The 12,891-nt window shown below is 75.1% G+C and carries 12 protein-coding genes; 3 read left to right on the forward strand and 9 right to left on the reverse strand.

Annotated elements, in window-relative coordinates; translation table 11 throughout:
* Positions 1 to 61: 61 nt before the first annotated feature.
* Together menE and EDJALFJO_RS30575 are read left to right on the forward strand one after the other, a co-directional pair.
* Positions 62 to 1,312, forward strand: a complete 1,251-nt coding sequence (menE, locus tag EDJALFJO_RS30570) for an o-succinylbenzoate--CoA ligase (protein ID WP_088290262.1) — start codon at positions 62 to 64, stop codon at positions 1,310 to 1,312.
* Positions 1,309 to 2,289, forward strand: coding sequence for a 1,4-dihydroxy-2-naphthoate polyprenyltransferase (locus tag EDJALFJO_RS30575; RefSeq protein ID WP_088290264.1), 981 nt, complete (start codon positions 1,309 to 1,311; stop codon positions 2,287 to 2,289). Before menE ends, EDJALFJO_RS30575 begins: the two co-directional genes overlap by 4 nt.
* Here the strand turns inward: EDJALFJO_RS30575 and EDJALFJO_RS30580 are convergent.
* A complete protein-coding gene (locus EDJALFJO_RS30580) occupies positions 2,254 to 2,622 on the reverse strand; it encodes a DUF4229 domain-containing protein (protein ID WP_158220628.1) in 369 nt (122 codons plus the stop codon). The genes EDJALFJO_RS30575 and EDJALFJO_RS30580 overlap by 36 nt on opposite strands.
* Positions 2,623 to 2,772: 150 nt before the next feature.
* On the opposite strand from EDJALFJO_RS30580, the gene EDJALFJO_RS30585 reads away from it, so the two are divergent.
* On the forward strand, positions 2,773 to 4,800 hold the full coding sequence (locus tag EDJALFJO_RS30585) for a bifunctional diguanylate cyclase/phosphodiesterase (RefSeq protein WP_088290268.1): 2,028 nt from the start codon (positions 2,773 to 2,775) through the stop codon (positions 4,798 to 4,800).
* A gap of 51 nt (positions 4,801 to 4,851) precedes the next feature.
* Here the strand turns inward: EDJALFJO_RS30585 and EDJALFJO_RS30590 are convergent, their stop codons facing one another.
* The 8 genes from EDJALFJO_RS30590 to EDJALFJO_RS30625 all read right to left on the reverse strand — a co-directional run bounded on the left by EDJALFJO_RS30590 (position 4,852) and on the right by EDJALFJO_RS30625 (position 11,984).
* On the reverse strand, positions 4,852 to 5,238 hold the full coding sequence (locus EDJALFJO_RS30590; protein ID WP_088290327.1) for a PLD nuclease N-terminal domain-containing protein: 387 nt from the start codon (positions 5,236 to 5,238) through the stop codon (positions 4,852 to 4,854).
* A gap of 49 nt (positions 5,239 to 5,287) precedes the next feature.
* Positions 5,288 to 6,268: a c-type cytochrome biogenesis protein CcsB gene (gene ccsB / locus EDJALFJO_RS30595; protein ID WP_233150127.1), complete on the reverse strand. Its 981-nt coding sequence runs from the start codon at positions 6,266 to 6,268 to the stop codon at positions 5,288 to 5,290.
* Between the two features lie 2 nt (positions 6,269 to 6,270).
* Complete coding sequence (locus EDJALFJO_RS30600) at positions 6,271 to 7,938, reverse strand: cytochrome c biogenesis protein ResB (RefSeq protein ID WP_198950793.1); 1,668 nt, start codon at positions 7,936 to 7,938, stop codon at positions 6,271 to 6,273.
* 25 nt (positions 7,939 to 7,963) lie between these two features.
* Positions 7,964 to 8,707, reverse strand: a complete 744-nt coding sequence (locus tag EDJALFJO_RS30605) for a cytochrome c biogenesis CcdA family protein (protein WP_088290270.1) — start codon at positions 8,705 to 8,707, stop codon at positions 7,964 to 7,966.
* Between the two features lie 25 nt (positions 8,708 to 8,732).
* Complete coding sequence (locus EDJALFJO_RS30610; RefSeq protein WP_198950794.1) at positions 8,733 to 9,350, reverse strand: TlpA disulfide reductase family protein; 618 nt, start codon at positions 9,348 to 9,350, stop codon at positions 8,733 to 8,735.
* The gene (locus EDJALFJO_RS30615) at positions 9,347 to 9,988 is read right to left on the reverse strand and encodes a histidine phosphatase family protein (RefSeq protein WP_088290272.1); all 642 of its coding nucleotides are present in this window, start codon (positions 9,986 to 9,988) and stop codon (positions 9,347 to 9,349) included. Before EDJALFJO_RS30615 ends, EDJALFJO_RS30610 begins: the two co-directional genes overlap by 4 nt.
* Positions 9,985 to 11,343 carry a glutamate-1-semialdehyde 2,1-aminomutase gene (hemL, locus tag EDJALFJO_RS30620; RefSeq protein ID WP_233150128.1) on the reverse strand — a complete coding sequence of 453 codons (1,359 nt, stop codon included), beginning with the start codon at positions 11,341 to 11,343 and terminating at the stop codon, positions 9,985 to 9,987. The genes EDJALFJO_RS30615 and hemL overlap by 4 nt, the downstream gene beginning before the upstream one ends.
* Positions 11,344 to 11,411: 68 nt before the next feature.
* Positions 11,412 to 11,984 (reverse strand): helix-turn-helix transcriptional regulator, encoded by a 573-nt coding sequence (locus EDJALFJO_RS30625; protein ID WP_088290276.1) that lies wholly within the window; start codon positions 11,982 to 11,984, stop codon positions 11,412 to 11,414.
* Positions 11,985 to 12,891: the final 907 nt, after the last annotated feature.

Raw genomic sequence — 12,891 nt, forward strand, 5'->3', positions numbered from 1 at the left:
AGCCTGCCACCGCGGGCGGGCCGCTCGTCGGCGGCGCGCGGGCGACTCCTACTCTGGGGCTGTGAGCCGCGTCCTCGAACCCGTCGCGATCGCGTCGGACGAGTCCGTGCTCGACGTCCTGCCGCGGTTGCGGGCCGCGCTGTCCGGCGCCGGACCCGCTCTCCTGCCGTACGCGGCGGACGCCGGACCGCCCGCGGCGCTGCGCCCCGGCGAGCCGTTGGACGGCGACGAGGACGACGCGGCGGACCCTACGGTCGCCGTCGTCACGACGTCCGGCTCGACCGGCACCGCGAAAGGTGTACTGCTGCACGCGTCGGCGCTGCTCGCCTCGGTCTCGGCGACCCACGACCGGCTCGGCGGTGCGGGGCGCTGGCTGCTCGCCCTCCCGGCCCAGCACGTCGCGGGTCTGCAGGTGCTGCTGCGCGCCCTCGTCGGGGGCGCCCCGCCGGTCGTGCTCGACCTGACCCGGGGCTTCCGGCCCGACGACTTCGCCGAGGCGGCCGCCCGGATGCGCGGCCCGCGCCGGTACACCTCGCTCGTCCCGACCCAGCTCGGCCGGCTGCTCGACGCCGGCGGCCCGGGCCTGGCCGCGCTCACCGGCTTCGACGCGGTCCTCGTCGGGGGCGCGGCGACCGCGCCGAGCCTGCAGGAGCGGGCCAGCACGGCCGGCGTCCGGCTCGTGACGACGTACGGCATGAGCGAGACGTGCGGCGGGTGCGTGTACGACGGCGTGCCGCTGGACGGCGTCCGGGTCCGGCTCGCTCCTGATGGCAGTGCAGGAGGAGCCGGCAGCGGCGAGGGTGCCGACGGGCCCGACGGCCGGGTGCTGCTCGGCGGCCCGGTGCTCGCGCGCGGCTACCGCGGGCGGTCCGCGGACGACGGATCCGCGGCGGGCGGCTTCTTCGTCGCGGACGGCGCGCGCTGGTTCGCGACGGACGACGCCGGGCGGCTGCCGGACGACGGCCGCCTCGACCTGCTCGGGCGGCTCGACGACGTCGTGACGACCGGCGGCCTCAAGGTCGCGCCGTCCGCCGTGGAGGCCGCGCTGCTGCGCCTGCCGGGCGTCACGGAGGCCGTCGTCGTCGGCGTCCCGGACGCCGAGTGGGGCCAGCGCGTCGTCGCGGCCCTCGTCCTCGCCGACGGCGCGACCGCGCCGTCGATGGCGCAGGTGCGCGAGCGGGTGTCGGCCGACGTCGCCGCCCGCGCGACGCCCCGTCAGCTCCTCGTGCTCGACCGGATGCCGCTGCGCGGCCCCGGCAAACCGGACCGGACGGCGCTCGCGCGCCTCGCGACCCTGGGAGACCACGGGTGACCCCCGACGACACCACAGACCGCACCGGTGCGACGACGGGCGGGACGACCCCGCGGGCCACGCCCGCCCAGTGGCTCGAGGGCGCCCGGCCCCGGACGCTGCCCGCCGCCGTCGCCCCGGTCCTCGTCGGCACCGGCGCCGCCGCGGGCATCCTGCGGCAGCCGTCGTTCGAGCCGCCGTTCCCCGGGGAGGGCTGGGACGCCCGCGAGGCCGGTCTCGCGGCCCTCGCGCTCGTCGTCGCGCTCGCGCTCCAGGTCGCCGTGAACTATGCGAACGACTACTCCGACGGGATCCGCGGGACGGACGACGACCGGGTCGGGCCGTTCCGGCTCACCGGCTCGGGCGCGGCCGCGCCGGCGGCGGTCAAGCGGGCGGCCTTCCTCGCGTTCGGCGTCGCCGCGGCCGCCGGGCTCGCGCTCGTCGCGGTGTCCGGGGCCTGGTGGCTCGTCGCCGTCGGCGCCGCGAGCATCCTCGCCGCCTGGTACTACACCGGCGGCACACGGCCCTACGGCTACGCCGGCCTCGGCGAGGTCTTCGTCTTCGTCTTCTTCGGGCTCGTCGCCGTCCTCGGGACGGCGTACACCCAGGCCGGGTCGGTCGACCTGCCCGCGGTGCTCGGCGCGGTCGGCGTCGGGGCGCTCGCCTGCGCGATCCTCGTCGCGAACAACCTGCGGGACATCCCGACGGACACCCTCGCCGGCAAGCGCACGCTCGCCGTCCGGCTGGGCGACGCCCGCACCAGGGCCTTCTACGCCGGGCTCGTCGCCGTCGCGTTCGTCGTCGCAGCGGTCTGCGCCGCATCCGGCCGGCCGTGGGCGATGGTCGTCGTCGCCGCCGCGCCGTTCACCGTCGTGCCGCTGCGGGCGGTCCTCGGCGGTGCGACCGGGCGGGCCCTGCTGCCGGTGCTGCGGGACACCGGCCGGCTCGAGCTCGTCTACGGGCTACTGCTGGGCGCCGGGCTGGCCTTCCTCGGCTGAGCCCCCGCGGGCCGCCTCCCGGCGCGCGGCCTCGTCCTGACGGGCGAGCGCGGCGTCCGCGGCGGCGTCCTCGACGGCGTCGTCCTCGGCCCGACGCCGCGAGCCCGCGGAGGACCGCGCCTCGCCGGCCTCGAGCCGGCGCTGGATGCGCTCCTGGATCGTGCCGGCGAGCTCCTCGCGGGGACCGCGCAGCAGCACGTACGACAGCAGCGCGGAGACGACCGCGGCGAGCGCGACCGCCAGGAGAGGCCCGGCACCGAGCCAGGAGAACGTCACGAGGGCGACGAGGAACAGCGCGAGCCTGAGCACGGTGAACTTGAGGAACGGCGCCACCCCCACAGCCTACGGTGCGCGACGGCGTCGCCCGGACGGCTCAAGACCCGGGGGGCGGGATCCGACATCTACCCGGACGCACCGTGAGCGCGGTGCGCCGGACAGACCCGTCACCCGCCGAACCACGATGTCGCCGAGCTGGGGCCGAACATGAACGCGAAGGTCACGAACGCCGCCGTCCAGGCGTCCGCGGACGCCCTCGAGGAGCTGCCCGTCCAGGCAGGCAGCCCCGGGGCGACGGGCTTCGACGCGATCCCCGGCTTCGCCGAGCTCGTGAGCCGCGAGGCGACCGCCGGCCAGGGGCTCGCGACGCGTGACGCGACCCGCTACGAGGCGCTCGCGCTCGGGGCGATGGCCGGTGCGTCGATGCCCGCCGTCTGGATCTCCCACGGCCGCCCCACGGCCTGGGTCGCCGTCGCGGCCCTCGCCGTCTCCGCGGTGTCCGCCCTGCACCCGCGGCTGTCCGCCGGCACCTTCGGCCGCGGCTGCGCGGCGCTGACCGCCGCGGCCCTGCTCGCGGTCTCCGCCCCCGACCTCGCCGTCCTCGCGGCGCTGTGGTCCGTCGTCGTCGTCGGGGTGCTGACGACCCGGCTGCCCGGCGACACCGGCTGGCTGCTCACCGCGGCCGGCGGCGGCATGCTCGCGATGCTCGAGACCGTGCTCTCCCTCATGGCCGAGCCGCTCGGGGTGTCGGCCGGCCCCAGCGGGGTGCTCCTCGCCGGTGCGGCGGGCACGATCGGCGCCGGCACCGTCGGCAGCGCGGTCGCGCACCGGCTCGCGCTCGGCGGTACCGGCTGGACCCTCGACGCCGGCTTCGACGGCGACCGGATGTGGTCCGGTGCCGGAACGGCGGCCGCGGTGGCCAGCGTCGCGGGCGGCCCGAGCACCGACCCGCTCACCGGGATGGCGACCCGCGGCGTCCTGCTGCGCGGCATCACCCGGGCGCTCGCCCGGGTCGACGTCATCGGCGGCCGGGTGGCCCTGTTCGTGCTCGACGTCGACCGGTTCGACGTCGTCGCCCAGAAGCACGGCGACAAGCGTGCCAACGAGGTGCTCCGGCACCTGGCCCGCCGGCTGCGGGCCGCGATGCCGGCCGAGGACGTCGTCGCACGCGTCGGGCCCACGACGTTCGCCGTCCTCGTCGAGGGCGTCGGGCCGGACGGCTGCGAGTCGATGGTCCACCGGATGGCGGCACTGCTCGAGGAAGAGATGCTCGTCGGCGGCGCCCTGGTGTCGGTCACCTGCTCGGTCGGCACCGCGATCGCGGACGCCGACCTGGCCAGCCCCGAGCGCCTCCTGCGCGCCGCGAGCACCGCGATGCACGCCGCGCAGACCGCCGGCCGCGGCCGCTGGGTGCACCACGACCCGGCGATGGCCGCGCACGACGCGACCCGCGAGGGCATCGAGAACGACCTGCGCGCGGCCGTCGCCGACGGCGGCATCGACATCGCGGTGCAGGGCATCGTGGACCTCGCCGCGGACCCGGCGTCCGACCGGACCGGCGGCGTCGAGGTGCTCGCCCGCTGGACCCGGCCGGACGGCACGTCCGTGCCGCCCCAGCACTTCGTCGCCGTCGCCGAGGAGCTGGGCATCGGCTCGCGGCTCGGGGAGATCGTCCTCGACCGGGCGCTCGACCTGCTCGTGCAGTGGGGTGCGACCGACGCCGCCGCGGACGAGGGGACCTCGGCCGGGCCGCGCTACGTCGCCGTGAACCTGTCGCGCAGCCAGCTCGAGGACCCGGGCTTCGCGCAGGCCGTCGCCGACCGGCTCGCCGACCGCGGCATCGCGCCGTCCCGGCTGTGCGTCGAGGTGAGCGCCGTGACCTTCGTCGACACCGACCAGGCCCGCCGCACCCTCGGCATGCTGCGCTCGCTCGGCGTCGGGGTGGCCGTCGACGACTTCGGCCGCGGCTCGCTCGGTCTGCTCGCGCTGCGCCAGCTCCCCGTGGACACGGTCAAGGTCGACCGTCAGGTGACGATGGACCTCGGCCGCGACGACACCGTCGCCGCGACCGTGCTCACGCTGTGCCGGGCGATGGGACGGCGCTGCGTCGCCGAGGGCGTCGAGTCGACGTCCCAGCTCGAGGCGGCCCGCCGGCTCGGGATGGACGGCGCGCAGGGCTTCCTGCTGGGGCGCCCGATGCCGCCGGCGACGACGCCGCCGCGGCACGTGGGATAGGTCCGGCGTCCGGGAGGGTCAGTCCGAGGTCGGGGTCAGTCGAGGTCGACGTCAGTCCGAGGTCGAGGTGTCGCCGGTGTCCCGGCGCTCCTTCTCCTCGCGGCGCTGCTCCTTCTCCTCGCGGCGCTGCTCCTTGGCCTGCCGGCGGCGCTCCTCGCGCTCGGCGCGGCGCTGCTCGCGGGTCTGCTGCTCCAGGGAGCGCAGGAAGTCGGGGTCGTCGTCCGGGGCGAGCACCCGGGGGCCGCGACCCGTGGCGCCCGGCGCCTTGGGGGCGCCGTAGACGAGCCAGGCGATCCCGCCGACGAGCGGGATCAGGATCACGAGGAACCACAGCGGTCTCGGCAGCCCGCGTACCTCTCGCTCGTCGCTGCGCCAGCAGTCGACGAGCCCGTAGATCATCACCCCGACGGTGATGAGCCCGACGATCGCCTGTCCCATGCCGTCCACTGTAAGTCGTCCGCGAGGACCCGGCGTCCCGGGCCCCTGCTCACTTCGCGTAGGAGTGCAGGCCCACGAAGAAGATGTTCACCACGAGGAAGTTGAACAGGATGCAGCCGTACCCGGCCAACGCCAGGTACGCCGAGCGGCGGCCGTCCCAGCCGCGGGTCGCGCGGGCGTGCAGGTACCCGGCGTAGACGACCCAGATGACGAAGGACCAGACCTCCTTGGGGTCCCAGTTCCAGTAGCGGCCCCAGGCGTGCTCGGCCCAGATCGCGCCGGCCATGACGGTGAAGGTCCACAGCGGGAACGCGATCGCGTGCAGCCGGTACGACGAGCGCTCCAGCTCGACCGAGCCCGGCAGGTTGTCCATGAAGCGGCCGCGCGCGGGCGGGTTGCCGGCGGCGCGGGCGAGCTCGCGGCGCTCCTGGACGAGCTGGAGCACGGTGGTGGAGAACGCCAGCGTGAACAGGGCGGATGCGATGAACGCGACGGAGACGTGGATGACGAGCCAGAAGCTCTGCAGCGCCGGGACCAGCTGGGCGGCCCGGGTGTAGAGCACCGTGACCGCGAGGCCCAGGGTGAGCAGGACCGGGCCGACGACGAAGGTGCCGAGGTAGCGGACGTCCCGGCGGGTGAGCACCGCGAGGAAGACGGCGGTGACGACGACCGCGCCGCTCACCGAGAACTCGTACATGTTGCCCCACGGGGCACGGTGGACCGAGGCGCCGCGGGCGACGACGCCGCCGAGGTGCAGGGCGAACGCGAGCCAGGTGAGGGCGACCGCGATGCCGCCGATCTTGGTGCGCGGGCGAGGCTCCGACGCGCCGGCCGGGGCGGACGGCGTGACGGACGCCACGTCCCTGGCGGGCTCGCCGTCCGGCCCGACGAGCACCTTGCCCTCACCTTCGACACGGGCACCACGGCCGGACAGGTCCACCGCGAAGGCCGCCATCGCGCCGGTGTAGACGGCCATCGCCGAGTACACGAGCTGGTTGGACAGGGTTGCGAGCGTCGCGTCGACGGCCACCGTCACTCCTCGTCGTTCTGGTGCTTCGGGTCGTTCTGGTGCTTCGGGTCGTTCTGGTGCTTCGGGTCGTGCTGGTGCGACTGCGGGCCCGGGGCGATCTCCGCGAGGACCTCGCGGACGAGCGGCTGCAGGGCGGTGTCGTCGCCCCGGGACAGCCCCGCGACCTCGACCACGGTACGGCCCTCGTCGTCCGTCGACACCCGGGCCCAGAGCCGCCGGCGGCGGACGAAGAGGGACGCCGTGAGGCCGGCGAGGGCGAGCACGGCGAAGCCGAGGACCCAGACCTTCGCCGGGTCGTAGCGGATGTCCAGGGCGGCGTAGCGCTTGATCCCGTCGAAGGTCACCGAGCCCGCGCCGTCCGGCAGGTCGAACGTCGTGCCGGGCGCGAGCAGGATCCGCAGCGGCTCGCCCTTGTCGTCGGTGAGCTGGGTGAGGTCCTTGTCGTCGAACTCGTAGACCGACTGCGGGACGCCGCTGTCGAGACCGAGGCCGTCGACGCCGGGGGCGGAGACGTACGCGGTGAGGAACAGCCGCGGGTCGGTGAGGCCGGGGAAGATCGAGACCGGCCCCTTGACCGGGTCGACGACCGCTGTCGGGAGGAACAGCCCGCGCAGCGCGACCTGCCGCGGCTGGGCGTCGGGCACCTTGACGACGCCCAGGCTCGTGTACTGCGAGTCCCGGGGCAGGAAGGGGACGGCCCCGCTGAACGCGACGTTCCCCGCGCCGTCCCGCACCGTGAGCACCGGCGCGTACCCGTTGCCCACGAGGAAGAGCCGGGTGCCGCCGACGTCGACCGGCTGGTTGACCCGCAGGGTCCGGGTGGACGGCGGGCCGCCGGCGTCGGCGACGGTCACCGCACCGGTGAACATCCGCGGGGCGCCGAGCTGGCCGCCGCCGGAGCCGTTGTCGAAGTCGACCTTCAGCGAGTCGAGGGTCAGCGTGAACGGCGGCAGGTCACCGGTGTCGACCCGGCTGCCGGCCGACAGCGTGTTGTACATGACCGCGACGTTGGAGAACGGCTGGCCCTCGACGACGGTGACCTGGCCGGAGTAGCCGACGAGCGTGCCCGCCGCGATGGAGACGAGGAGCCCGAGCAGCGCGAGGTGGAAGGCGAGGTTGCCGGTCTCGGCGGTGTACCCCTTCTCCGCAGCCAGGCTCGTGCCGCCGTCGTGCTCGGCGAGCCGGAAACGCCTGCGGCGCAACGCCGTCCGGGCCTTCTCGAGCATCTCCTCGGGTGATCCGTCGACGGTGGCCGAGGCGTGCGCGGGGAGCCGCTCGAGCCGGCGCGGGGTGCGCGGGGGCGCGCTGCGGGCGCTCTTCCAGTGCTGCTTCGCCCGCGGCACGACGCAGCCGACGAGCGAGACGAACAGGAGCAGGTAGATCGCCGAGAACCACGGCGAGGAGTAGACGTCGAAGGCGCCGAGCCGGTCGAGCCACGGACCGCTCGTCGTGTGCTCGGCGAGGTAGCCGTCGACCTTCGTCGGGTCGATGCGCCGCTGCGGGAAGACCGAGCCGGGGACGGCGGCGACCGCGAGCAGCATGAGCAGAAGCAGCGCGACGCGCATGCTCGTCAGCTGGCGCCAGGCCCAGCGGGCCCAGCCGAGCGGGCCCAGCGGCGGCAGCCGCACCGGCTCGGGCTGCGCGGTCTCGGGCAGCATCGTGTCGGTCATCGTGCGCGCACTCTCACAGCAACCCTCACAGCACGGTCTCGTAGCCGGCGATCGAGCCCTGCACCGACTGGATCCACTGGCCCCACAGCCCCGTCACGAGGAGCACCCCGACGACGACGAGCACTCCCCCGCCGAACCGGGTCACCGCGACCCGGTGCCGGCGGACGACGTCGAAGGCGCCCATGGCGCGCCGGTAGGCCAACCCGGCGGCGACGAACGGCAGGCCGAGGCCGACGCAGTAGGCCGCGCCGAGCAGGGCGCCGCGGGTCGCGGTGCCGCTCACCAGGCTGAGGCTGAGGATGACGCTCAGGGTCGGGCCGGTGCACGCCGTCCAGCCGACGCCGAAGACGACGCCGAGCAGCGGGGCGGCGGCCAGACCGGCGGCGGGGCGGACGTCGAGCCGCTTGGTGCCCTGGAGCACCGGGAGCGCCCCGAGGTAGACCAGCCCGAGCCCGATCGTGACCGCCCCCAGGACGCGCTCGACCGCCGTCCGGTGCTCGAGCAGCGCACCGCCGAGGGCGCCGGCGGTGAGCCCGACGAGCACGAACACGACGCTGAACCCGGCCACGAACAGGAGCATCCCGGCGACCATCCGGCCGCGGCGCTGCTTCTCGAGGTCGACGCCGGTGAGGCCGGTGACGTACCCGAGGTAGCCGGGGACGAGCGGGAGGACGCACGGCGAGAGGAACGAGACCAGGCCCGCCGCGACCGCGATCGGCAGCGCGAGCACGAGCGAGCCGTCGAGGACGGTCTGGCTCAGGTCGCCCATCGGGTCCTCCGCGCGCCCACCGTGCTCACGCGACCTGCGGGTCGCGGCCGGCGACGACGTCCTCGACGAGGTCGACGAGCGTCGTCCGGGTCGTCGGACCGCTGATCCGGACGGCGATCCGGCCCTGCGTGTCGAGCACGAGGGTCGACGGGATCGCGTTGGCGGAGACCGCACCGCGCAGCGCGAGCAGGCTCTTGCCGCCGTCGTCCGCGAGGCTCGGGTAGGTGATCGAGAACTTGCGCTGGTAGGCGAGGGCCTCGCTCTGGCTCTGCTGCCGGACGTTGAGGCCGACGAACTCGACGCCCTTGCCCTTCAGGTCCTTGTAGGCCTGCTCCAGGTCGGGCGCCTCCTTGCGGCAGGGCGGGCACCACGAGCCCCAGACGTTGAGGACGACGACCTTGCCGCGCAGGCCGGTGAGGTCGAGATCGCTGCCCTCGAGGGTCTTGCCGGACAGCGCGACCGGGTCCGGCCTCCTGTCCGCGGGGAGCACCGTGATCATGCCGTCGCCGCTGACGAAGCCCTTGCCGCTGCCGTCCGCCGTCCCGGACGACGAGCAGGCGGTGAGCGCCGTGACGCCCAGGAGCACGGCGGCCAGCGCGGCCCGCCGGCGCACGCCTCGTCGTCCGCCCCGCCGCGCGCTCATGCCCCGGCGACCTTGTTCGCACCGGGCAGCAGGTCGGCGGCCGGCTCGGCGTAGCTCACCGAGACGAGCTCGTCGCCGTCGTAGTGCAGCGACGTCACCGAGGCCAGCGAGCACTGCCGCTTGCGCGGGTCGTGGACGAACCGGCGGTGCTCCGCGGCGAGCCGGGCGATCCAGACCGGCAGCTGGTGGCTGACGACGACGGCCTCGTGGCCGCGGGCGGCGTCCCGGGCGTCCTCGGCGGCGGCGTGCATCCGCCAGGCGACCTGGGCGTAGGGCTCGCCCCAGGACGGCCGGAACGGGTTGACGAGGTGCTTCCACACCGAGGGGTGGCGCAGGCTGCCGTCGCCGACGCCGAACCGCTGGCCCTCGAAGACGTTCTCCGACTCGATGACCCGGGCGTCGGTGACGATCGACAGACCGGTCGCCTTCGCGATGGGCTCCGCGGTCTCCTGGGCGCGCTCGAGCGGGGACGCGACCAGGTGGACGACGTCCCGGGTCTCGAAGTACGCCCCGGCCCGGTCCGCCATCTGCCGGCCGAGCGCGGAGAGGTGGTACCCGGGCAGCCGCCCGTAGAGGATCTTCTCGGGGTTCTCCACCTCGCCGTGGCGCAGCAGGTGGACGACGGTGCGCTCGGTCACGGGCGGGCCTCCCCGCTCGTCGCCGAGGACGCCGCGGCGGCGGCCTTCGCGGCGGCGGGCAGCGCGTCGAGGATCCGGCCGACCGCGGTCTCGTCGTGCGCCCCGGAGAGGAACCAGGCCTCGAACGCGCTCGGCGGCAGGTAGACACCGTCGGCGAGCATGCTGTGGAAGAAGGCCGTGAAGGCGGGCAGGTCCTGCTTGCGCGCGTCGTCGTAGTCGCGGACCGCGGCGGGGCCGCCGTCCGCGGTGAAGAAGACGCTGAACATCGACCCGGCGGACTGGACGACGTGCGGGACGCCCTCGGCGCCCAGGGCCGCCGACGCGGCCTGCGAGATCGTCGCCGCGGCGGCTTCGAGCCGGGCGTAGAGCTCCGGGGTGCAGCCGGTGAGGGTGGCCAGGCCCGCCGCGGTCGCGACCGGGTTCCCGGAGAGCGTGCCCGCCTGGTAGACGGGGCCCTCGGGAGCGAGGTGCGACATGACGTCGGCACGGCCGCCGAACGCCGCGGCCGGGAAGCCGCCGCCCATGACCTTGCCGAACGTGAACAGGTCGGGGGCGCCGTCCGCCGTCGGGCCCTCGTGCCCGAACCAGCCCGCGGCGCTGACCCGGAAGCCCGTCATGACCTCGTCGCTCACGAGCAGGGCACCGTGGGCCTTCGTGACGCGGCGCAGGGCGGCGGTGAAGCCCGGGCCGGGCGGGACGACGCCCATGTTGCCGGCGGCGGCCTCGGTGATGACGCAGGCGATGTCATCGCCGTGCGCGGCGAACACGGCCTCGAGGGCGGCGACGTCGTTGTACGGCAGGACCAGGGTGTCGGCGGCGCTCGCGCCGGTGACGCCGGGGGTGTCCGGCAGCGCGAAGGTCGCGACCCCGGAGCCGGCCGCGGCGAGGAGCGCGTCGACGTGCCCGTGGTAGTGCCCGGCGAACTTCACGACCTTGCTGCGCCCGGTGAACCCGCGGGCGAGCCGGATCGCGCTCATCGTCGCCTCGGTGCCCGAGCTGACGAGCCGGACCTTCTCGACCGGGTCGACGCGGGCGACGATCGCCTCGGCCAGGAGAAGCTCGTTCTCGGTCGGCGTCCCGAAGGAGAAACCGGCGTCCGCGGCCTCGTGGACGGCGGCGAGGACGTCGGGGTGGGCGTGGCCGAGGATCATCGGCCCCCACGAGCAGACGAGGTCGACGTACTCGCGGCCGTCGACGTCGTAGACGTACGGCCCGCGCCCGCGGGCCATGAACCGCGGCGTCCCGCCGACCGCGCGGAAGGCGCGGACCGGGGAGTTCACGCCGCCGGGGACGATCGCCCGGGCTCGTTCGAAGAGTGCTTCGGACGCGGGGGCCTCGAAGGGGTACGGACTCACGGCCCCAGTCTCGCAAGCCGGACGCCCGGAGCGTGAATCGGGGGCGTGTGCCGTCCCGCACGCGGCCGTCATCCGGTCTCCCGCCGCTGCTCCCGGAGCATCTGCTCCCACTGCCGGAGGCCCTCGCGGTTGCCGGCCTTCTGCATCGCGTACGCCGCACGGACCAGCGGCAGCGGCCACTGCGGCACCGGGCCCGGCAGACCCGGCCGGACCTCCCGCTGCGACAGCGACCGCCGCACCTCGCGCAGCACCTGGTCGCGGTGGAACGTCTCCGGCGGCCGGGTCATCGCGAACCGGTCGCCCCACCACTCGCCCCGGACCGGGTCGACGACGAGCCCGAGGTGCGCCGGGTACCGCCGCCCCGCGCCGTCCCGGCACATCCCCGGCCCGTCGAGCTCCTCCAGCGGCGGGACGAACACCAGACCCTCCCCGTCGACCTCGCGTACGACGACGAGGACCAACCCGTCGGCCGCAATGGCCCGCTCGAGATCCTCGACCCGCGGGGACACGCGGCCTGCCTCGACCCGGTCGACCAGGGACCGGCTCATCCCGAGCATCTCCGCGAACGCACGCTGGCTGAGCCCGCAGCCGCAGCGCGCCTGTCGCAGGTAGTCATTGCTGGGGAACCCGTCCGGCCACATGCGAGGGATGCTGTCCTGCCGAGCCGCCAGCAGTCACCCGCCCGGAACGCGGCCTGTGGACGACGTGACGAACGAGATTCCTGTGGACGGACCGACCCCGCCCGGATGTGCGTGGTCCTGCCACTTCCGGCCCGGCCGCGGTTCGGTGGTACCCCGTGCTTTGCTCTGCCATCACCAGCGAGCCGCCGGATCGGAGAACGAACCGGTGTACGTACCGCCGGACAAAGGAACGACCTGCGAAGGCGGCGTGTCGTGCGTTGGAGCGCTCTTGTGACGGTCTGCGGTACGGCGGCTCCTGCAGGCGCGAGCCAGCCGGGGTCCGCGGGCGCGGGACACGGCGTCGAGCGTCGAGCGTCGCGGACGGCTCGACCCCGTCGCCGGCCGGGCCGCCGGCCTGCCCTGACGCCGGCGCCGAGGTCGCTCCGTCCAGTCGCTGAGACAGCCGTACCCCAGGTCGTCACAACAGCGGTCCAACGCACGACACGCCGCGTTCGCGGGTCGTTGGTGCGTCCGGCGGTACAGCCGTACCAGATGTCGGACGGCGTGGAGCGGGTCACCGGACAGGCGCCGGCCAGCGAGCCCCGGGCCGGCAGGAGCGTGCGCGTCAGGGTGTCCTCGTGCGTGTGCGGGTGCGGCGCCCAGCGCGACCACGACGGCACACGCACAGGACCACGCTCAGGACCACGCCGGGCGTTGGCTCGCTGGTGATGGCAGAGCAAAGCATGGGGCAACGAGGCCTCCCCGGCTCGGCCGACGTCGGGGGGCGCCGCGGCAGAAGGCCGAGACCTCGCCCCGAAAGGCCGGACCGTGCCGCGAACCTTACGCCGTGCCGCGAACCTTACGCCGTGCCGCGAACCTCAGGCCGTGCCGCGAACCTCAGGCCGTGCCGCGAACCTCAGGCCGTGCC

Origin of the sequence: Kineosporia sp. A_224 (genome assembly GCF_002198655.1) — a bacterium.
GTDB lineage: Bacteria > Actinomycetota > Actinomycetes > Actinomycetales > Kineosporiaceae > R-H-3.